The sequence below is a fragment of the Nocardioides sp. TRM66260-LWL genome, assembly GCF_020075545.1.
In the GTDB taxonomy this organism is placed as follows: domain Bacteria; phylum Actinomycetota; class Actinomycetes; order Propionibacteriales; family Nocardioidaceae; genus Nocardioides.
In genome coordinates, this window is record NZ_JAIQZK010000001.1 from 133,290 (window position 1) to 153,273 (window position 19,984).

Annotated in this window: 18 protein-coding genes; 13 read left to right on the plus strand and 5 right to left on the minus strand. The window is 73.0% G+C overall.

The window, feature by feature from the left end; all coding sequences use genetic code 11:
- Window positions 1–97 precede the first annotated feature (97 nt).
- The 3 genes from K8Z61_RS00700 (at window position 98) to K8Z61_RS00710 (ending at window position 2,933) form a co-directional block, all read left to right on the plus strand.
- Window positions 98–535 (plus strand): single-stranded DNA-binding protein, encoded by a 438-nt coding sequence (locus tag K8Z61_RS00700; RefSeq protein WP_224126153.1) that lies wholly within the window; start codon window positions 98–100, stop codon window positions 533–535.
- Between the two features lie 60 nt (window positions 536–595).
- The gene (ettA, locus tag K8Z61_RS00705) at window positions 596–2,278 is read left to right on the plus strand and encodes an energy-dependent translational throttle protein EttA (RefSeq protein WP_224126154.1); all 1,683 of its coding nucleotides are present in this window, start codon (window positions 596–598) and stop codon (window positions 2,276–2,278) included.
- Between the two features lie 154 nt (window positions 2,279–2,432).
- A complete protein-coding gene (locus K8Z61_RS00710) occupies window positions 2,433–2,933 on the plus strand; it encodes a hypothetical protein (RefSeq protein WP_224126155.1) in 501 nt (166 codons plus the stop codon).
- Between the two features lie 11 nt (window positions 2,934–2,944).
- Here the strand turns inward: K8Z61_RS00710 and K8Z61_RS00715 are convergent, their stop codons facing one another.
- Window positions 2,945–3,460, minus strand: coding sequence for a MarR family winged helix-turn-helix transcriptional regulator (locus K8Z61_RS00715; RefSeq protein WP_224126156.1), 516 nt, complete (start codon window positions 3,458–3,460; stop codon window positions 2,945–2,947).
- Between the two features lie 114 nt (window positions 3,461–3,574).
- Complete coding sequence (locus K8Z61_RS00720) at window positions 3,575–4,798, minus strand: acetyl-CoA C-acetyltransferase (protein ID WP_224126157.1); 1,224 nt, start codon at window positions 4,796–4,798, stop codon at window positions 3,575–3,577.
- 97 nt (window positions 4,799–4,895) lie between these two features.
- On the opposite strand from K8Z61_RS00720, the gene K8Z61_RS00725 reads away from it, so the two are divergent.
- Window positions 4,896–5,765, plus strand: coding sequence for a thioesterase family protein (locus K8Z61_RS00725; RefSeq protein WP_224126158.1), 870 nt, complete (start codon window positions 4,896–4,898; stop codon window positions 5,763–5,765).
- Window positions 5,766–5,786: 21 nt separating this feature from the next.
- Here the strand turns inward: K8Z61_RS00725 and K8Z61_RS00730 are convergent, their stop codons facing one another.
- Window positions 5,787–6,158 (minus strand): globin, encoded by a 372-nt coding sequence (locus tag K8Z61_RS00730; protein ID WP_224126159.1) that lies wholly within the window; start codon window positions 6,156–6,158, stop codon window positions 5,787–5,789.
- 132 nt (window positions 6,159–6,290) lie between these two features.
- Between K8Z61_RS00730 and K8Z61_RS00735 the strand changes: the two genes are divergently transcribed.
- Entirely contained in the window at window positions 6,291–6,719 is a 429-nt protein-coding gene (locus K8Z61_RS00735) for an OsmC family peroxiredoxin (RefSeq protein WP_224126160.1), read from the plus strand.
- Window positions 6,720–6,823: 104 nt separating this feature from the next.
- On the opposite strand, the gene K8Z61_RS00740 is transcribed toward K8Z61_RS00735, so the two are convergent.
- The gene (locus tag K8Z61_RS00740; protein WP_224126161.1) at window positions 6,824–7,813 is read right to left on the minus strand and encodes a mechanosensitive ion channel family protein; all 990 of its coding nucleotides are present in this window, start codon (window positions 7,811–7,813) and stop codon (window positions 6,824–6,826) included.
- Window positions 7,814–7,992: 179 nt separating this feature from the next.
- Here K8Z61_RS00740 and K8Z61_RS00745 point away from each other — a divergent pair, with 179 nt between their 5' ends.
- The gene (locus K8Z61_RS00745) at window positions 7,993–8,370 is read left to right on the plus strand and encodes a hypothetical protein (RefSeq protein WP_224126162.1); all 378 of its coding nucleotides are present in this window, start codon (window positions 7,993–7,995) and stop codon (window positions 8,368–8,370) included.
- Window positions 8,357–8,743, plus strand: a complete 387-nt coding sequence (locus K8Z61_RS00750; protein WP_224126163.1) for a DUF5130 family protein — start codon at window positions 8,357–8,359, stop codon at window positions 8,741–8,743. Before K8Z61_RS00745 ends, K8Z61_RS00750 begins: the two co-directional genes overlap by 14 nt.
- A 66-nt stretch (window positions 8,744–8,809) precedes the next feature.
- Here K8Z61_RS00750 and pepN read toward each other — a convergent pair whose 3' ends face one another.
- Window positions 8,810–11,353, minus strand: a complete 2,544-nt coding sequence (gene pepN / locus K8Z61_RS00755; protein WP_224126164.1) for an aminopeptidase N — start codon at window positions 11,351–11,353, stop codon at window positions 8,810–8,812.
- A 245-nt stretch (window positions 11,354–11,598) separates the two neighbouring features.
- Between pepN and K8Z61_RS00760 the strand changes: the two genes are divergently transcribed.
- From K8Z61_RS00760 to K8Z61_RS00785, 6 genes are all read left to right on the plus strand, one after another.
- The gene (locus K8Z61_RS00760; protein WP_224126165.1) at window positions 11,599–13,194 is read left to right on the plus strand and encodes a CHAP domain-containing protein; all 1,596 of its coding nucleotides are present in this window, start codon (window positions 11,599–11,601) and stop codon (window positions 13,192–13,194) included.
- Window positions 13,195–13,252: 58 nt separating this feature from the next.
- Window positions 13,253–13,852: a DsbA family protein gene (locus K8Z61_RS00765; protein ID WP_224126166.1), complete on the plus strand. Its 600-nt coding sequence runs from the start codon at window positions 13,253–13,255 to the stop codon at window positions 13,850–13,852.
- Window positions 13,852–14,397 carry a maleylpyruvate isomerase family mycothiol-dependent enzyme gene (locus K8Z61_RS00770; RefSeq protein WP_224126167.1) on the plus strand — a complete coding sequence of 182 codons (546 nt, stop codon included), beginning with the start codon at window positions 13,852–13,854 and terminating at the stop codon, window positions 14,395–14,397. Before K8Z61_RS00765 ends, K8Z61_RS00770 begins: the two co-directional genes overlap by 1 nt.
- A 91-nt stretch (window positions 14,398–14,488) precedes the next feature.
- Window positions 14,489–17,482, plus strand: coding sequence for a penicillin acylase family protein (locus tag K8Z61_RS00775; protein WP_224126168.1), 2,994 nt, complete (start codon window positions 14,489–14,491; stop codon window positions 17,480–17,482).
- Window positions 17,483–17,548: 66 nt separating this feature from the next.
- Window positions 17,549–19,375, plus strand: coding sequence for a methionine--tRNA ligase (metG, locus tag K8Z61_RS00780; RefSeq protein ID WP_224126169.1), 1,827 nt, complete (start codon window positions 17,549–17,551; stop codon window positions 19,373–19,375).
- 28 nt (window positions 19,376–19,403) lie between these two features.
- On the plus strand, window positions 19,404–19,973 hold the full coding sequence (locus tag K8Z61_RS00785) for a hypothetical protein (protein WP_224126170.1): 570 nt from the start codon (window positions 19,404–19,406) through the stop codon (window positions 19,971–19,973).
- The last annotated feature ends 11 nt before the right edge of the window (window positions 19,974–19,984 follow it).

Here is a 19,984-nt window from a genome sequence, read left to right on the forward strand (position 1 = left end):
CTCTCCACCGTCTCTCCGCGCCCCTGGCCCGCCGGCGGCGCCGCGGCGCAGGCTTCCTCCGACGCCGGCATCGGGCCGGCCGCACCGAGGAGGTTCCATGTCCGAGACCGTCGTGACGCTGCAGGGGTGGCTCGGCAGCGACGTCACCGTCCGTCAGGCCGGGGAGGCCCAGGTCGCCACGTTTCGGCTGGCCAGCCAGCCGCGGCGCTGGTCGCGGCGCACCGAGACCTGGGTCGACGGCGAGACCCAGTGGTACTCCGTGAGCGCCTGGCGCTCGCTCGGCGAGCACGCAGCGGCCTCGCTGCGCCGGGGCGACCCGGTCGTCCTGCACGGCCGGCTGAGCACCCGCATCTGGGTCAACAACGCCGGGGAGGAGGTCACCAGCGTCGAGGTCGAGGCCCTCCTGCTCGGCCACGACCTCGCCCGGGGCACCAGCGTCTTCACCCGCGCCACCCGAGCCGAGGCCCCCGCCCCGTCCGGCGACGCGGAGCCGAGCGCGGCGCCCTCCGAGCAGCCGGCGCAGGCGGTCGCCTGAGCCGCGGCGGCCGGCGCCCCGTGTGGGGCGTCGGCCCGGCCTCGCACTAGGCTCGGCGGCATGGCGGATTATGTGTTCACCCTGCGCAACGTGCGGAAGGCCCACGGCGACAAGGTGGTGCTCGACGACGTCACGCTGTCGTTCCTGCACGGCGCGAAGATCGGCGTGGTCGGCCCGAACGGCACCGGCAAGTCGTCGCTGCTGCGCATCATGGCCGGGCTCGACCAGGCCAACAACGGCGACGCGCTCCTCGACCCCGAGGCGACCGTCGGCATGCTGCAGCAGGAGCCGCCGCTGACCGAGGGCAAGACCGTCCTCGAGAACGTCCAGGAGGCCGTCGGCGACGTCGTCGCCAAGCTGGCCCGGTTCAACGAGGTCTCCGAGGCGATGGGCGACCCCGACGCCGACTTCGACGCCCTGATGGCCGAGATGGGCGACCTGCAGACCGACCTCGACAACGCGAACGCCTGGGACCTCGACAGCCGTCTCGACCAGGCCATGGACGCGCTGCGCTGCCCCCCGCCGGACACCGTCGTCGACCACCTCTCCGGAGGCGAGCGGCGCCGCGTCGCGCTGTGCAAGCTGCTGCTCCAGCAGCCCGACCTGCTGCTCCTCGACGAGCCCACCAACCACCTGGACGCCGAGTCGGTCCAGTGGCTGGAGGGCCACCTCAAGACCTACCCGGGCGCCGTCCTGGCGATCACCCACGACCGGTACTTCCTCGACAACGTCGCGGAGTGGATCCTCGAGCTCGACCGCGGCAAGACCCACCCCTACGAGGGCAACTACTCCACCTACCTGGAGACCAAGAAGGAGCGCCTGAAGATCGAGGGGCAGAAGGACGCCAAGCGCGCCAAGATGCTCGAGAAGGAGCTCGAGTGGGTCCGGTCGAACGCGAAGGCGCGCCAGACCAAGAGCAAGTCGCGCCTGGCCCGCTACGAGGAGCTCGCGGCCGAGGCCGACAAGGCCCGCAAGATCGACACCGCCGACATCAACATCCCGCCGGGGCCGCGCCTGGGCGACGTCGTCCTGGAGGCCAAGGGCCTCACCAAGGGCTTCGAGGGCCGCACGCTGTGGAACGACATCTCCTTCACGCTGCCCCGGGCCGGCATCGTCGGCATCGTCGGCCCGAACGGCGTCGGCAAGACCACGCTGTTCCGCATGATCACCGGCAACGAGACGCCCGACTCCGGGGCGCTGACCGTCGGCCAGACGGTCAAGCTCTCCTACGTCGACCAGAGCCGCGGCGGCATCGACCCGAACAAGAACGTGTGGGAGGTCGTCTCCGACGGGCTCGACTTCATCAAGGTCGCCAACTTCGAGATGAACTCCCGCGCCTACGTCGCGTCCTTCGGCTTCAAGGGGCCCGACCAGCAGAAGAAGGCCGGCGTCCTCTCCGGCGGCGAGCGCAACCGGCTCAACCTGGCGCTGACCCTCAAGCAGGGCGGCAACGTGCTCCTGCTCGACGAGCCGACCAACGACCTCGACGTCGAGACCCTCTCCTCGCTGGAGGACGCGCTGCTCGACTTCCCGGGCTGCGCCGTGGTCACCTCCCACGACCGGTGGTTCCTCGACCGCATCGCCACGCACATCCTGGCGTGGGAGGGCACCGAGGAGTCCGAGGGCGCCTGGTTCTGGTTCGAGGGCAACTTCGCCTCCTACGAGGAGAACAAGATCGAGCGGCTCGGCCCCGACGCCGCGCGACCGCACCGCGTCACCCACCGTCGTCTCACCCGCGACTGAGCCCGGCACCTCGCCGCACCGGCGGCCCGCCCCGGCTCGGGGCGGGCCGTCCGCGTCTCCGGTGGATCCGACGGACACGCGGGCCCATCGGGAGTACGCTCGTCCACCGAGTCGGGGTGACCCGATCGATCCAGCCGAGCCGGAGGCCCGCTTCATGACCCTGCACGACGCTCCCACCCTCACCCGCCGTGGAGTCGTCCGCACGGCGGCGTGGAGCGCCCCCGCGATCGCGGTGCTGTCGGCGGCGCCGGCCTTCGCGAGCAGTGGCGTCAAGCTGCTCACGATCAGCGACGCCGGGTCGACCTACAAGGGCGTCAACTCCGGTGCGCTGAGCTGCACCGTGTCGACCACCGGTCAGGTGGCGTCCGGGACGCTGACCGTCACGGTCACCGCGCGCGCGAACGGCGCCTCCGCGCCCGTGACCACGACCTCCACGCCGCCCGGCTGGACCGTGTCCGCTCCCAGCCCGACCACGGTCGTGTTCACCTACGCGGGCGCCATCGCCGGGGGGCAGAGCGTCGCGCTGAGCGCCACGGTCACCTCGACCGCGCTGTTCGCCTCCTTCACGGCACTGGCGCAGGCGCCGTCCTACACCTCCTCGTCGTTCGTCCTCGCAGCGCCCAGCGGTCCGCCGACGGATCCGATCGGCATCTGAGCGGGGGACCCTCAGCGCAGCTCGCGCTCGGGGTGCTCGCCGATCAGGTGGTCGGCGACGGCGTTGAGCACCCGGCCGACGGCGGCGAGGTCGTCGGGGTCGACGAGGTCGACGAGGTTGTCGCGCACGCCGTTGACGTGCACCGGCGCGATCCGCTCGAGCAGGTCGAGGCCGGCGGCGGTGAGCACCGCGACGATGCCGCGGCCGTCGTCGTCGGCGGAGACGCGCTCGACCAGGCCGGCCCGCTCCATCCGGGCGACGGTGTGGGTGACCCGACTGCGACTGTGCGCCAGCGACGCAGCGAGCCGGGCCATCCGCATGCGGCCCTCGCTCTCGGAGAGTCGGACGAGCACCTCGTACTCGGCCATCGAGAGGTCGCAGTGCGCGCGCAGGTCGGCGTCGAGGCGGTCCATGAGCAGCGTGGTGCCGAGGAGGAGCGCGCGCCAGGAGCGCTGCTGGTCGGCGTCGAGCCAGCGGCCGACGACGGGAGGCGGCTCGGGGGAGGGTCGGTCGGCCGAGATGCTCACCCGCGGATGGTAGTGGTCTGAACCAGTGGACAGGCCGTCATCCCCAGGAACGCGCCAGGGCGCCCGGCCGTCGAACGGCCGGACGCCCTGGTCGGGGTGCGGATGACGCCGGGGTCAGAGGCGCTCGAGGATGAGCGCCATGCCCATGCCGCCGCCGACGCACATGGTGATGAGCCCGGTGCTCTTGTCGTGCCACTCCAGCGAGTTCAGCAGGGTGTTCTGCAGGCGGGCGCCGGTCATGCCGAACGGGTGGCCCACCGCGATGGCGCCGCCGTTGACGTTGAGCCGGTCGAGGTCGATGCCGAGGTCCTGGTAGGACGGCACGACCTGGGCGGCGAACGCCTCGTTGATCTCGACCAGGTCGATGTCGCCGATGCTCATGCCGGCGCTGGCCAGAGCCCGCTTGGACGCCTCGACCGGGCCGAGGCCCATGATCTCGGGGGAGAGGCCCGAGACGCCGGTGGAGACGATCCGGGCCAGCGGGGTCAGGCCGAGCTCGGCGGCCTTGGTGTCGGACATGATGACGACCGCCGCCGCGCCGTCGTTGAGGGCGCAGCAGTTGCCGGCCGTGACGACGCCGTCCTCGCGGAAGACCGGCTTGAGACCGGCGAGCGAGTCGTAGGTGACGCCGGCGCGCGGACCGTCGTCCGCCGAGACGACCGTGCCGTCGGGCGTCGTCACCGGGGTGATCTCGCGGGCCCAGAAGCCGTCGGCGATCGCCTTCTCGGCGAGGTTCTGCGAGCGGACGGCGAACTCGTCGAGCTCCTTGCGGTCGAGGCCGCGCAGGGTGGCGACGTTCTCCGCGGTCTGGCCCATGGCGATGTAGACGTCGGGCAGCAGGCCGTCCTCGCGGGGGTCGTGCCAGGCGCCCGCGCCGTTGCCGGCCTCGGAGGTCGCCTTGGTGCGGGCCTTGGCGTCGTCGAAGAGGTGGTTGTGGGTGTCGGGCCAGTGGTCGGAGGTGCCCTTGGCGAAGCGCGAGACCGTCTCGACGCCGGCCGAGACGTACACGTCGCCCTCGCCGGCCTTGATCGCGTGGAAGGCCATGCGGGTGGTCTGCACCGAGGAGGAGCAGTACCGGGTGATCGTGGTGCCGGGGACCTCGTCGTAGCCGAGGAGGACGGGCACGTTGCGGCCCATGTTGTTGCCCGACTCGCCGCCGGGCAGGCCGACGCCGAGCAGCACGTCGTCGATGGTGCGGGGGTCGAGCGCGGGGATCTTGTCGAGCGCGGCCTTGACGATGAGGGCGGCGAGGTCGTCAGGACGGAAGTCCTTGAGGGACCCCTTGTTCGCGCGACCGATCGGGCTGCGGGCCGCGGAGACGATGACTGCTTCGGGCATGGAGAGCCGACTCCCTGTGACGGAGGAACATAGACGCCTCACCCTAGCCCGCGGCCCCACCGGCGAGAACGTGTTGCACCCGTGCGAGCATCGCGGCGTGCGTCACGTCTACGAGTGCCCGCTGCGCTGGGCCGACATGGACCAGCTCGCCCACATCAACAACGTCTCCTACGCCGACTACCTGCAGGAGGCGCGACTGGACTTCGTCCGCGCCCTCGGCATCCCGCTGCCGGCCGGCGAGGGCCTGGTGGTCGTCCGCCAGGAGCTGCGGTTCCTCGCCCCGCTGACCTTCCGCCCCGAGCCCGTGCTGGTCTCGGTGCGGGTGATCGACGTGCGCGCGGGCTCGTTCACGCTCGCCTACGAGATCTTCGACGAGGGCCCCGACGGCCCGCGCACCTACCTCACCGGCCGGACGCTGCTGACGCCCTTCGACCTCGGCGCGCAGCGACCCCGCCGACTGCGTCCCGACGAGGTGGCGGCCCTGCAGCCCTACCTCGAGCCCGAGGACGTCAGCCCGCCGCTGGGCCTGCCGGCGATCCGTCGCGACCCCCGCCACCGCTACCCGGTGCGGGTGCGGTTCTCCGACCTCGACCCGCTCGGTCACGTCAACAACGTGGCGTTCGTGGAGTACCTGCAGGAGGCCCGCATCGCGGTGATCTCCCGGCTCTTCGGCGAGGTGCCCGGCACCGGGCGCGGCTCGGTGGTCGTCGGCCACATCGACCTCGAGTACCGCCGCCAGCTGACGATGCGCCCCGAGCCCTACGAGGCGTGGACCGGCGTGGTGCGGGTCGGTCGGACGTCCACGCTGCTGGGCACCGAGATCGTCGATCCGCTCTCCGGCGAGGTCGCGGCCCGGGGTCAGGCGGTGCTGGTGTTCTTCGACGCGACGACCCAGCGCTCGGCCAGTCCGCCGCCGGAGATCCACGCGGCGCTCGTCGCCGCCGCGGCCGAGCAGGCGGCCGGCTGACCCCTCGCCCGACCGGACGCGTCAGTCGGCCGTGTTGACCATGAACTGCGCCGCGTGGGTGACGTACTCCCAGAACTGGGCGTCCTGCTCGGGCGGCAGGGCGACGTCGTCGAGCGCGGCGCGGAAGTGCGTCAGCCAGCGGTCGCGTGCCTCGGCGTCGACGCGGAACGGGGCGTGGCGCATGCGCAGCCGCGGGTGCCCGCGCTGCTCGGAGTAGGTGGTGGGGCCGCCCCAGTACTGGGTGAGGAAGAGCAGGAAGCGCTCCTCGGCCGGGCCGAGGTCCTCCTCGGGGTACATCGGTCGCAGCACCTCGTCGGTGGCGACGCCCTCGTAGAAGCGGGCGACGATCCGCTGCAGGGTGGCCTGCCCCCCGATCTCGTCGTAGAACGTCACGTCGCCATCGTGCCAGCCGACCGGCCGTGCGCCGATCCCACCCCGGCCCACCCCGGCCCGCCCTGCGGCGTCACGTCCGACATGCCAGACTCGCGCGACCGATCGATCCGACTCGCACCCAGGAGTGAACCCATGCCCGTGACCCGCGTCGCCACCACCGACTGGGAAGGCAGCCTCTTCGAGGGCGCCGGCCGCGTCACCCTCGACTCCTCCGGCCTCGGCACCTACGACGTCTCGTGGCCCGCCCGCTCCGAGGAGCCCGGCGGCAAGACCAGCCCCGAGGAGCTCATCGCCGCCGCCCACTCGGCCTGCTTCTCGATGGCCTTCTCCAACGGCCTCGCCAAGGCCGGCACCCCGCCGACCTCGCTGAAGACCTCGGCGGCCGTCGAGTTCACCCCCGGCACCGGCATCACGGGCATCGAGCTGACCGTCGTCGGCGTCGTCGAGGGCATCTCCGAGGACGACTTCGTCGCCGCCGCCGAGGCCGCCAAGGAGGGCTGCCCCGTCTCCAAGGCGCTCGCCGGCACCACGATCACGCTCAAGGCGTCGCTCGCGTCCTGAGCGCGCGCGACCGCATGTAACGCGGGGTTCGCGTCATCTGTGCACCCCTCACGAGGGGCGCACAGATGTGTCGAACCCCGCGTTACATGCGTCGGGGGCCGACCTCAGCGGGCCGGGTCCGGCCCGAAGGCGGCGCGCTGGGGGTAGGGGATCTCGATGCCCTCGTGGTCGAAGCGGGCCTTGATCCGCTGACGCAGCGCGCGGGCCACCGACCACTGCTCCATCGGCGCCGTCTTGACGAGCACCCGCAGGTGCACGCCGTCGATGCCGAGGCTCTCGACGCCGGTGATCTCCGGCTCCTCGATGATCACCTCGCGGAACGCCTCGTCCGTCCACAGGTCGTGGGCCACCTCCCGGAGCACCGTGGAGACCCGGGCGAGGTCCTCGCGGTACCCGACGGCGACGTCGACGACGGCGCGCGACCAGTTCTGGCTCATGTTGCCCACGCGGAGGATCTCGCCGTTCGGCACGTACCAGACCGTGCCGTTCAGGTCGCGGACGCGGGTGACGCGCAGGCTGACCGCCTCGACGGTGCCCGTGGCCTCGCCGATGTCGACGACGTCGCCCACGCCGTACTGGTCCTCGACGATCATGAAGATGCCGGACAGGAAGTCCTTGACGAGGGACTGCGCGCCGAAGCCGAGCGCGATGCCGATGATGCCGGCGCTGGCGATGATCGGCGCGATGTCGACGCCGAGCTCGCTGAGCATCATCGTGCCGACCACCGCCACGACCACGCCGGTGATGACGCTCTTCAGCAGGTCGCCCATCGTCTTGGCGCGCTGCACCCGCCGGGTGACCAGCGTCGGGTCGGTCGGGGGCAGCCCGGCGGCCTTGCGCGACGCCCGCCGTCGCGCCTGGAACCGCTGGTTGACGCGATCGGGCAGCACGCCGTCCTCGGCCTGGGCCACCAGCCGGTCGACCATGCGGTGCAGGACCCAGCGGATCACCAGGCCGAGCAGGAACAGGCTGCCGAGGGCCACCGCCCGGTCGAGCAGGACGTCGAGGGCGCCGCGCCAGGTGAGGTCGCGCAGCGCCCACGGGGCGGAGAGGACGCCGGAGCGGGGGTCGAGGGTCGCGATGAGGTTCGGCACGGGCCCCACCGTGACAGATCGGCCCGGCCGATTCATCCCGGCGCATCGCCCTCGCGGGGGTGCGGCGGGACCTCGGCGCCGGTGGCCCGAGGGGAGCGGCCGCGGGGGATGAGCGAGGTCACGTCCACGTCGATCGGCCCCGCGTCGGAGCGCCGGCTCCGGACGATATCCTCGGACCCGTGACCAGCGCTGCCTCCCGTCCGACCCGCCTGCTCCGTCGCCTGCTGGCGACGACCTCGCTCGTCCTGGGCGTCGCGCTGGCCGCGGCGCTCGCGGCCGCCGGCCCCGCGTCCGCCGACGTGCCCGAGGGCTGGTCCGACCCCGCGGCGGTCGACCCGCTGCACGCCGCGCTGATCATCTCCGCGATCCCGATCGGCCTGGCGCTGGTGCTCGTCGCGCTCGTCTACCTGCCGCCGCTGCTGCGCGGCGAGTCGGTGCGCCCGGGCGCCCCCGAGATCTCCAACCAGTGGCTGGGCGGACCGAGCCGGAGCGCCGGCGAGCTCGCCGCCCCCGACGGCGACGACTCGCAGGCGGGTGGCGCAAGTGCCCGCTGGTGACGTCTTCACCGCCACCGAGCGCGCCTCCCTCGACGAGGCCATCCGGCAGGCGGAGCGTCTCTCTCGCGTCGAGTTCTCGGTGTTCGTCGGCGTCGCCGACGGCGAGCCGCGGCCGTTCGCGACCCAGCTGCACAACACCCTCGTCGCCCCCTCGCGCAGCGTCCTGATCATGGTCGACGTCGAGCACCGCGCGCTCGAGATCGTCACCGGCGGCTTCGTCCGCCGCACCCTCACCGACGCGCAGGTCGAGCTCGTCGTCGTCGCGATGCAGACCGCGTTCGCCGAGGGCGACCTCGTCGGCGGCCTGCGCCGCGGCATCCTCATGCTCGCCGAGCACGCGCGCCCGCCGCGCACCCTGCACGCCGGCGCCTGACGCCGCCCGAGCACGACGAAGGCCCGGCCCCCGTGGGGGCCGGGCCTTCGTGCGTCCGTGCGGACCTCAGCCCTGCGCGTCACGCTCCTGCGCGGCGAGAGCCCGGACGACGTCGGCCCGGCCCTCGGTGACCAGCCGGACGGCGCCGGGCGCCGCCGAGGTCGAGGCCAGCCACGCGTCGAGCCGCTCGACCAGCGCGGCGGAGGCCAGCGGGTGCGGGAAGAGCGCGCCGAGCGCGACCTGCGCCTTGTGCGTGCCGAGGTGCTCCCACGCGGTGTCGGCGGCCTGGAGGTACCGCTCGACGTAGGGCTCGAGGACGTCGTCCTGGCCGTGCCGCATGAACGCGTACGCCACCGAGCGCGACGTCTCGTTGGGCGTGTCGGTGCGCTCGACGACCTGCGCCCACGCCTCGGCCTTGGCCTCGGCGGTCGGCTGGGTCGCCCGGGCGGCGGCGGCGTGCTCCTGGCCGGAGATGGTGCGGTCGGTCTCGAGCTCGGCCTCGATGCGCCCCTCGGCGCGGCCGGCCGCGGCGAGCGCGGTGATCAGCACCCAGCGGAGGTCCTGGTCGACGGCGAGGCCCTCGAGCACGACGGTGCCGTCGAGCAGGCCCGCGATCTCCTCCAGCGCGGCGTCGGAGTGCGCCGCGCCGGCCCAGGCGCGGACGAACGTCAGCTGGTGGTCGCTGCCCGCCTCGGCGCCCCAGGCCAGCTCGCGCAGGCCCGACTCCCACTGCGCGCGCAGCGTCGCGCGGTGCTCGGGGGCCGAGTACGCGTTGACGGCCGTGGAGCCGAAGGCCGGGATCCGGCTGACGCCCCAGGCGTCGGTCTCGCGGCCGATGTTCTCCAGCACCAGCGCGACGAAGTCGGACGCCGGCAGCTCGGCGTCGCGCGTCATGTCCCACGTGGCGCCCCAGACCAGCGCCCGGGCGAGCGAGTCGTCGAGGTCGGCGAGGTGCTTGATCGCCGTGGCCAGCGAGCGCTCGTCGAGGCGGATCTTGGCGTAGGCGTGGTCGCTGTCGTTGAGGAGCAGCAGGTCGGGCTGGCGCACGCCGACCAGCTCGGGCACCTCGGTGAGCTCGCCCTCGACGTCGATCTCGAGGTACTCGCGGCGGGTGAGCCGGCCCTCGACGAGGTCGTAGAGGCCGACGCCGATGCGGTGGCGGCGCAGCGTCGGGTGCTCCTCGGCTGCGGTCTGGCGCACGGCCACGCGGGCGTAGGCGCCGTCGGCGTCCAGCTCGAGCACCGGGGCGAGGGTGTTGACGCCCGCGGTCTGCAGCCACTCCTGCGCCCAGCCCTTGAGCTCGCGGCCCGAGGCCGTCTCGAGCGCGGAGAGAAGGTCGGTGAACTCGGAGTTCCCGAAGGCGTGGTCGTGGAAGTACTGCTTCAGGCCGGCCAGGAACGGCTCGAGGCCCACCCACGCGACGAGCTGCTTGAGCACCGAGGCGCCCTTGGCGTAGGTGATCATGTCGAAGTTGACCTCGACGGCCGCCAGGTCGTGGTTGTCGGCGGCGATCGGGTGCGTCGAGGGGAGCTGGTCGGCGCGGTAGCCGGTCTGCTTGCGGGCGTTCGCGAAGCCGGTCCAGGCGTCGGCGTACTCGGTGACCTCGGCCTCGGCCCAGTAGCAGGCCCACTCGGCGAACGACTCGTTGAGCCACAGGTCGTCCCACCAGCGCATGGTCACGAGGTCGCCGAACCACATGTGGGCCATCTCGTGCAGGATCACCGAGCAGCGGAACTCGTAGAACGAGCGCGGCTGACGGCTGCGCGGCAGGTACTCGTCACGGAGCGTCACGCACCCGGCGTTCTCCATGGCGCCCATGTTGTACTCCGGCACGTAGAGCTGGTCGTACTTGCCGAACGGGTAGGGGTAGCCGAACCTCTCCTCGAAGAACGCGAAGCCCTTCTCGGTGATGTCGACGAGCACGTCGACGTCGAGGTGCTCGACGAGCGACTGGCGGCAGTAGTGGCCGAGCGGGATGTCGCCGTGCGCACCGTGGTACGTGTGCCGCACCTCGTGGTACTCGCCGGCCACGAGCGCGGTGATGTAGGTGGACATGCGCTCGGTGGTCGGGAAGCGCCACACCTCGACGCCGTCGCCGGCCGCCTCGGGCTGCGGGGTGGCGGCGTTCGAGACGACCTTCCAGCCCGCCGGGGCGGTGACGGTGAAGGTGAAGACCGACTTCAGGTCCGGCTGCTCGAAGGTGGTGAAGACGCGGCGGGCGTCGGGCACCTCGAACTGCGTGTAGGTGTAGACGCGGTCGTCGACGGGGTCGACGAACCGGTGCAGGCCCTCGCCGGAGCGGGAGTAGGCGCAGTCGGCCCGCACGACCAGGACGTTCTCGGCCTGCAGGTCGTCCAGCGCGATGCGGCTGTCGGCGTAGACGGTGGCGGGGTCGAGGCTGCGCCCGTTGAGGGTGACCTCGTGCACCGTGGCGCCGACGAGGTCGGCGAAGGTGGAGGCACCCGGCTCGCGGCAGGTGAAGGTGAGGGTGGTCGTCGACCCGAAGGTCGTCTCGCCCGTCGTGAGGTCCAGGTCGATGGCGTACGACGTGACGTCCAGGAGGGCGGCGCGGGTGGCGGCCTCGTCCCGGGTCAGATTGGTTCCAGGCATGCCGATGATCCTGCCACCAGGGTCGCGACGTGACGCAGCGCACCCCGGCGGCACCGTCCGAGCCCGCATGCGCGAGCGAGGGCGGGGGAGACGGGGCCGCTGGGGCCGTCGTGACGCCCGCATGCCACCGTGGCGGACGGGACGCGCGGGAGAATTGTGAATTTCTGGGACGATTCCGGCGTGTCGGTGCTTGACCTGAGGTTGACTACCGCCCCGTGAGGGAACTACGGCGTGTCGGCTTGACGTTGCTCACGAGCGCACTCGCGTTCGTGGGCCTGGTGGTCGTGGCGCCGCAGGCGCCGTCGCAGGCCGTCAACCAGTTCCTCTGCACGGGCTACGACGCGTGCGCCCGGGCGGGGTACTCCAGCGCCGGCTACGACACCGCCGGCTCGACGATGTACTGGCAGATGTACGGCGGCCACAACTGCACCAACTACGCGGCCTACCGCATGGTGCGCAGCGGCATGCCGAACGTCCGGCCCTGGAAGGGCGCCGGCAACGGCACGAACTGGGGCGAGGCGATGGCCGACATCACCGACGGCGTCCCGCGGGTCGGCGCGGTGGCCTGGTGGCGCGCCAACACCCCCGGCGCCGGCAAGAGCGGTCACGTCGCGTACGTCGAGCAGGTGATCTCCCCGACCGAGATCATCATCTCCGAGGACATGTGGGGCGGCGACTTCCACTGGCGTCGCATCAGCCAGGACAGCGGCCGCTGGCCGGCCGGCTTCATCCACTTCAACGACGTCGAGCTGCGTCCCTCCACCCCGCCCAGCGTCAGCGGGACGCCGGTGGTCGGCCGTACCGTCAGCGCGCGGCTCGGCGCGTGGCCCAGCGGCGCGAAGCTCTCGATGCGCTGGTACGCCGACGGCAAGGCGCTGCCCGGCGTCGACGCCACCCGGCCGACCCTGCAGATCACGCCGGCGCTGCTGAAGAAGCGGCTGCGCGTGCGGGTCGCGGCCACCAAGCCCGGCTTCGCCAACGGCGTGGCCACCTCGCCCACGACCTCCGCGACCGCGCCGGGCACGCTCGACGTCGCGACGCCGCCCGCCGTCACGGGCACCCCGCAGGTCGGCGAGACCGTGTCGGTGGCGCCCGCCGAGGTGAGCCCCACGCCGGAGGCCGTCACCACCCAGTGGCTCGCCGACGGCACGCCCATCGACGGCGCGACCGGGCCGACCCTCACCGTCGCCCCCGAGCTCGTGGGCGCCGACCTCACCGCCGTCCAGACCGCCACGGCCACCGGCTACCGCACCGCGACGCTCAAGGCCGCGGCCTCCGCGCCGGTGGCGCCCGGCGTCATGACGGTCCGCCGGGCCTACGGGCTCAGCGGCACCGCCCGCGTCGGCCGCACGCTGGCCGTCAGCCCCGGGGCCGTCACCCCCGCCGACGCCACGGCGCGCTACGCCTGGCTGCGCGACGGCACGCCGATCGACGGCGCCGACCAGGCGTCCTACCAGCTGCAGCCCGACGACGTCGGCCGCGTCGTCACCGCCCGGATCATGCTCGAGCGCGCCGGCTACCGGAACACCTGGCTGAAGGCGGCCACCAACGGCCCCGTCACCACCACCCCCACGCTGTCGCTCAGCACGACCACCAGCCGGGGCGGCGCGCTCGTCGTCGCCGTGCGGCTCAGCGCCCGCGGCGTCAGCGGCATCGACGGCCCGATCTCCGCCCAGGTCGGCTCGCTGACCGTCCAGGGAGCGCTGCAGGACGGCCGGGCGCGGATGGTCCTGCGGGGCATCCCGGCCGGACGCCGCGTGCTCGAGGTCGTCTACGACGGCACCGACGTCGTCGAGGCCGCCCACGTACGCACCGCCGTCACCATCCCGAAGCGCCGCTGACGCCGCGGGTCCCCGGGCGGGTGGAACACGCGCGCCGCCCGGGCGGTTGAATGCGGACATGACGAAAGCCGACTTCTGGTTCGACCCGCTGTGCCCCTTCGCCTGGATCACCTCGCGGTGGATCCTCGAGGTCGAGAAGGTCCGTGACATCGAGGTCGAGTGGCACATCATGAGCCTCGGCTACCTCAACCAGGACAAGGACATCCCCGCGGAGTACCGCAAGATGCTCGAGGGCGCCTGGGGGCCGGTGCGCATCGCGATGGCCGTCTCGCAGCAGCACGGCCAGGAGACCCTGGCCGAGCTCTACACCGCCATGGGCACCCGCATCCACAACGAGGGCAAGGGCCGCGACAAGGACGTCATGGCGGAGGCGCTGGCCGACGTCGGCCTGCCCGCCGAGCTGGTCGAGGCGTTCGACGACGAGCAGTACGACCAGGCCATCATCGCCTCGCACCACGAGGGCATGGACCAGGTCGGCGACGAGGTCGGCACCCCGACCATCGCGATCGACGGCGTCGCGTTCTTCGGGCCCGTGATGACCTCGATCCCGAAGGGCGAGGAGGCCGGCAAGGTCTGGGACGGCGCGGTCGCGCTCGCGTCCTACCCGTACTTCTTCGAGCTCAAGCGCTCGCGCAACCAGCCCCTCGACTTCAGCTGATGCCGGTCGACCGGATCGCCGTCCTGGCGCTCATCCGCTCCTTCACCCAGGCCGGCGAGCTGCTCGACCGCATCGGTCCGGACGACCTCGGACGTCCCACTCCCTGCCCGGAGTGGGACGTCCTGGCGCTGGCCAACCACCTCGTCGCGCAGCCGCGGATCTTCGTCACGATGCTCCAGGGCACGCCGCCCGGCTGGGGACGCGAGCTGCTCACCGCCGGGTTCGGCGAGGAGCTGCGGCGCCGCGGCAACGTGGTGGTGAACCTGTGGCGCGAGACCGACGAGGCGCCGATGCTCGACCCCGACTGGCACAGCGCGGAGGTCGCGGTGCACACCTGGGACCTCGCCGCCGCCCTCGGCGTCCCGACCGACGGCCTCGACCAGCAGGTGGCCGAGCGCGCCGTCGTCGCGATGGACCGCATCCTCGGTCCGCAGCGCACGGGCCGGGCGTTCGCCGACGCCCGCTCCGCGCCGGCCGGCTCCTCGGCCTACGACCACCTCGCGGCCTACGCGGGCCGCGCGGTGCCCTGGGAGCGGCCTGCCTGACCAGGCCTGGTCCGGCCTGACCGGCCTGAGAGCCCTCCTGAGACGGCCTGAGACCTGCGTCACCTCGGCGTCGGTCGGTCGTTGGGCGGTCATGCCCCCCACCTCGCGCCCCCGCGTCCTCCTGAGCGCGCCCCTGGCCGCGGCGCTGCTGCTCGCCACCCCCGGCCCCGGTCGGGCCGCGGACCCCGCCCCCACGCCCCCCGCGGATCGGGCGGGCGGGTACGGCGGCGTCCTGAACATCCTGCCGCCGGGCTCGGCGGGCAACGTCACGGGCGCCGACCTGGTGCGCCTCGGCATCGACAAGGGATCCGCGGACCCCGTCTCCTTCCTCCAGGGGCTCGCGGCCCCGCAGGCGCTCCTGACGACCGCCACCGCCGACTCCCCGCCGCAGGTGGCCGACCAGCTCGAGCGGTACGACGCGCTCAACACCGTCGCCCCCGGCGCGCTGACCGACGCCCGGCTCGGCGACTTCTACAAGGACGCCTCCCTGCAGGTGCCCGACGCCGCGATCGTCCGCACCGAGACCCCGCGCCCGGGCGTCACGATCCGCTGGGACGCCGACGGCGTGCCGCACGTGCAGGGCGTCACCGACGCCGACGTCGCCTACGGCGCAGGCGTCGCGAACACCGAGACCCGCATGTTCCTCACCGACGTGCTGCGCCACACCGGCGCGGCCCGCATGTCGGAGTTCGTCGGCCCGACGCCGGCGAACATCGCCATGGACGCCGAGCAGCTGCGCATCGCCGCCTACACCCCGGCCCAGCTCGACCGGCAGATCACCCGCCTGGCCGCCCGCTCCGAGCGCGCCCGCCGCCTGGTGGCCAGCCTGGACGCCTACATCGCGGGCATCAACGACACCCAGGCGCGCCTGTGCCCGGCCTCGACCGCCAGCGTCCCGCTGCCCGGCGCCCTCGGCCTGGGCTTCGGCGCCGACTGCCCCGTGGAGTACGCGGCGCTGCAGCGCCCGCCGCAGCCCTACACCCGCGGCGACATCGTCTCGATCGCCTCGCTGGTCGGCGGCATCTTCGGCGCCGGCGGCGGCCACCAGGACGAGAACGCGCGCTGGCTGCAGCGGCTCGAGCAGCGGTTCGGCCGCGTCGTCGGGCGCCGCATGTACGACGACCTGCGCGAGAAGGACGACCCCGAGGCGCCGGTCACCAGCACCCGCTCGACGCCCTACGGCGGCAGCGACCGCGTGCGTCCCGACCTGCCCGGCGTCGCCCTGCCCGACCTGCGGCCGAAGGCCGAGCAGCTGGCCACCGGGGCGCTGGTCGGCTCCGACGGCTCGCTGTCCGACCCCGCCGCCGGCTCCGGCGGCGCGGCGACCCCCGGCCTGCCGTCCGCCCCGGGCCTGCCCGTCGCGGCCGCCGTCGAGACCCGCCGCCGCGAGATGCTGGCCCGCTACGGCGTCGACCCGATCGCCACCGCCGAGGGCGTGCAGGGCACGGTGCAGCGCGCGCTCGCCGGCGAGGACGTCGGCATGAGCAACGCCCTGCTGATCGCCGGACGGCACGCCGCCGGCGGTCGTCCGGCCGTGGTCTTCGGTCCGCAGACGGGCTACTACGCGCCGCAGCTGCTCGTCGAGATGGAGCTCAGCGGCCCGCACCAGCAGGCGCGCGGCGTCTCGTTCGCCGGCACCAGCTTCGTCATCGAGCTCGGTCGCGGCGTCGACTACGCGTGGTCGGCCACCTCGGCCGGCAGCGACATCACCGACACCGTCGTCCAGCGGCTGTGCAACCGCGACGGCTCGAAGCCGACCGTCGACTCCGTGGCCTTCCTGGACGAGCGGGGCCGCTGCCGGCCGATGGCCCGCTACCTGCACCGGCAGACGGGCCTGCCGTCGCTCGCCGCGCAGGCCGCGCCGACCCAGCTCACCTTCCTCGTGCTCCGCACCGACCAGGGCCTGGTGCAGCGACGCACCACCGTGAAGGGCCGTCCGGTCGCGATCGTCACCAAGCGGTCGACCTACGAGCACGAGGTCGACTCGGTGCTCGGCTTCGCGGCGCTCAACGACCCCGCGCAGGTGCGTGACGCGGCGGGGTTCCAGCGCGCCGCCGCGCAGATCCAGTACACCTTCAACTGGTTCTACGCCGACGACCGCGACATCGCGTACTACTCCTCGGCACGCCTGCCGCGCCGCTCGCCCGAGGTCGACCTCGACCTGCCCCGCTGGGCCGACAAGCGCTTCGACTGGCGCGGCTTCGTGTCCTTCGCCGACCACCCGCGCGACGTCAACCCCGCCCGCGGCTACCTGGTGAGCTGGAACAACAAGCCGGCCCGCGACTTCGCCGCGGCCTCGCAGTCGTGGGGCTACGGCTCGGTCTACCGCAGCCGGACGCTGGAGGACCGCGCCCGGGCGCTGATCCGCGCCGGCCGTCCGGTCGACCGCTCCGACCTCGTCGGCGCGATGATCGACGCCGCCACCGTCGACGTCCGCGCCGCCTACGTGCTGCCGCGGGTGCTGCGGGTGCTCGGGACGCCGAGCGACCCCGAGGACGCCGCCGCCGTGCGGGCGCTGCGGGCCTGGGTGGCCGACGGCGCGCACCGCGTCGACCGCGACCGCACCGGCGGGTACGACCACCAGCCGGCGATCGCGCTGCTCGACACCTGGTGGGACCCCGCGGCGGCCGGCGCGTCGTGCGCGTCGGCGTGCGGCTTCTCGCTGCCGCTCGACGCGCTCCGTCCGACGCTCGGCCCGCTCGTCGGCCAGCTGCCGCAGCAGCTCGACGACCACCCGCGCCTGCACATCGGCTCGGCCTTCAACGGCATCGCCTGGTACGGCTACCTCGACAAGGACCTGCGCACGCTGCTCGGCGACCGGGTGCAGGGCCGCTGGTCGCGCACCTACTGCGGCACCACGCTGGCCCGGTGCCGGGCCACGCTGCTGGCCTCGCTGCACCGGGCGGTGGAGTCCGCCCTGGCGACCCAGGGCGTCACGGCCGTCGACGCGTTCACCTACGACAAGTCGCAGGACGACATCGTGTCGGTCGCCGGCGGCGTCGTGGGCGTGCGGCGGATCGACTGGCAGAACCGACCGACGTTCCAGCAGGTGGTGCGCTTCGACGCGCACCGGCCGCGCGGCTGAGGCCGGGCGTCCCCTCCGGCGAGGGGCACGCGGGTCGGGGCCCGTCCGGTCCCTAGGATCAGGACCATGACCCGCGTGCTCTCCGCCGTCGCCTGGCCCTACGCCAACGGCCCCCGCCACATCGGCCACGTCGCCGGCTTCGGCGTGCCCTCGGACGTCTTCAGCCGGTACATGCGCATGGCGGGGCACGACGTCCTGATGGTCTCGGGCTCCGACGAGCACGGCACGCCGATCCTGATCGCCGCCGACGAGGCCGGGCTGACGCCGCAGGAGCTCGCCGACCGCAACCACCGGGTGATCGCCGAGGACCTCGCCTCGCTCGGGCTCGCCTACGACCTCTACACCCGCACGACGACGCGCAACCACCACGCGGTGGTGCAGGAGATGTTCCGCGGGGTCCACGACAACGGCTACTTCGTCGAGCGGACGACCACCGGGGCGATCTCGCCGTCCACCGGCCGCACGCTGCCCGACCGCTACATCGAGGGCACCTGCCCGATCTGCAAGACCCCCGGCGCCCGCGGCGACCAGTGCGACACGTGCGGCAACCAGCTCGACCCCGCCGACCTCATCGACCCCCGGTCGAGGATCAACGGCGAGGTGCCGGAGTTCGTCGAGACCCAGCACTTCTTCCTCGACCTGCCGGCGCTGGCCGAGGCGCTCGGCGCCTGGCTGGACGAGCGGGAGGCCACCGGCCTGTGGCGCCCCAACGTCATCCGGTTCAGCCAGAACATCCTCGAGGACATCCGTCCGCGGGCGATGACCCGCGACATCGACTGGGGCATCGCGGTGCCCCTCGACGGCTGGCGCGAGAACCCCACGAAGAAGCTCTACGTCTGGTTCGACGCCGTCATCGGCTACCTCTCGGCCTCGATCGAGTGGGCGCGGCGCACCGGCGACCCCGACGCCTGGCGCACGTGGTGGAACGACCCGGAGGCCCTGTCGTACTACTTCATGGGCAAGGACAACATCACCTTCCACAGCCAGATCTGGCCGGCCGAGCTGCTGGCCTACGACGGCCGGGGCAGCCGCGGCGGCGAGCCCGGCGAGTACGGCGTCCTGAACCTGCCCACCGAGGTGGTCAGCTCGGAGTTCCTGACGATGGAGGGCCGCAAGCTGTCCTCCTCGAAGAAGGTCGTCATCTACGTGCGCGACCTGCTCAGCCGCTACCAGCCCGACGCCTTCCGCTACTTCGTCGCCGCCGCCGGGCCCGAGGCCCAGGACTCCGACTTCACCTGGTCGGAGTTCGTGCGCCGCACCAACGACGAGCTGGTCGCCGGCTGGGGCAACCTGGTCAACCGCACCGCGTCGATGATCCACCGGTCGTTCGGCGAGATCCCGGCCGCGGGCGAGCTGACCGACGCCGACCGCGCGATCCTCCAGACCGCCGAGCAGGCCTTCGACGTCGTCGGCGGGCTGATCGCCCGGCACCGCCAGAAGGCCGCGATCGGCGAGGCGATGCGCGCGGTCGGCGAGGTGAACAAGTACGTCTCCGACCACGAGCCGTGGAAGCTCAAGGCGCCCGAGCAGCGCGAGCGGCTCGGCACGGTGCTGCACGTCGTCGCCCAGTGCGTGGCCGACCTCAACCTGGTGCTCGCGCCGTTCCTGCCGTTCTCCGCCAACGCCGTCGACGCCGCGCTCGGCGGCACCGGCGAGGTCGCCCCGATGCCGCGCATCGTCGAGGTCGAGGACCTCGACGGCGGCGCGGGCTACCCGATCATCACCGGCGACTACACCGCGACGCCCCGCTGGGAGCGTCGCGCCGTCGTCGTGGGCACGCCGGTGGGCAAGCCGGCGCCGGTGTTCGCGAAGCTGGACGCCGCGGTGGTCGAGGAGGAGCTCGAGCGGCTCGGTCTCGAGGTCGCGGACGGCTCCGCCGCATCGCCGGTCTGACGCCGCCGCGCCCGCTAGATTCACGGCCATGAGCGCAGCCATGTACCTGCCGGCCTTCCAGGTCAAGCAGAAGTTCGCGATGACGACCAACCGCTACGAGCTCATCGCGCTGAACGCCGACGGCTCGGAGGGCGCCTCGATGGGCGTCGCCGAGCAGAAGCGGCTCGCGTTCAAGGAGCAGGTCACGTTCTTCGCCGACGCCTCGAAGACCCGGCCGGTCTTCGGCTTCAAGGCGCGCAAGGTCGTCGACCTCTCCTCGGGCTACGACATCGTCGACGAGGCGGGCCAGCCGCTCGGCTTCTTCAAGAAGGACTTCGGCGCCAGCCTGCTGCGCTCGACCTTCCACGTGGAGGGCCCCGGCTTCGCGGGCACCGGCCAGGAGCGCAGCCAGGTCACCGCCCTCCTGCGCCGCTTCACCGACCTGCCGTTCCTGTCCATCCACTTCGACTTCGTCTCCAGCGAGGGCCGGCCGCTGCTGAGCATCGACCGCGAGTTCAGGCTCCGCGACCGCTACGTCGTCCACGTGCCCGACGAGCGCGTCGACTTCCGGGTCGCCGCCGCGCTCGCGGTCGGCCTCGACGCGCTCATGCAGCGCTGAGCGGGGCGGAC

Bases quoted from the DNA above. Each gene is read 5' to 3' on its own strand.
- K8Z61_RS00700 (WP_224126153.1), top strand. From the start codon at position 98: ATGTCCGAGACCGTCGTGACGCTGCAGGGGTGGCTCGGCAGCGACGTC.
- ettA (WP_224126154.1), top strand. From the start codon at position 596: ATGGCGGATTATGTGTTCACCCTGCGCAACGTGCGGAAGGCCCACGGC.
- K8Z61_RS00710 (WP_224126155.1), top strand. From the start codon at position 2,433: ATGACCCTGCACGACGCTCCCACCCTCACCCGCCGTGGAGTCGTCCGC.
- K8Z61_RS00720 (WP_224126157.1), bottom strand. From the start codon at position 4,798: ATGCCCGAAGCAGTCATCGTCTCCGCGGCCCGCAGCCCGATCGGTCGC.
- K8Z61_RS00735 (WP_224126160.1), top strand. From the start codon at position 6,291: ATGCCCGTGACCCGCGTCGCCACCACCGACTGGGAAGGCAGCCTCTTC.
- pepN (WP_224126164.1), bottom strand. From the start codon at position 11,353: ATGCCTGGAACCAATCTGACCCGGGACGAGGCCGCCACCCGCGCCGCC.
- K8Z61_RS00765 (WP_224126166.1), top strand. From the start codon at position 13,253: ATGACGAAAGCCGACTTCTGGTTCGACCCGCTGTGCCCCTTCGCCTGG.
- K8Z61_RS00770 (WP_224126167.1), top strand. From the start codon at position 13,852: ATGCCGGTCGACCGGATCGCCGTCCTGGCGCTCATCCGCTCCTTCACC.
- K8Z61_RS00775 (WP_224126168.1), top strand. From the start codon at position 14,489: ATGCCCCCCACCTCGCGCCCCCGCGTCCTCCTGAGCGCGCCCCTGGCC.
- metG (WP_224126169.1), top strand. From the start codon at position 17,549: ATGACCCGCGTGCTCTCCGCCGTCGCCTGGCCCTACGCCAACGGCCCC.
- K8Z61_RS00785 (WP_224126170.1), top strand. From the start codon at position 19,404: ATGAGCGCAGCCATGTACCTGCCGGCCTTCCAGGTCAAGCAGAAGTTC.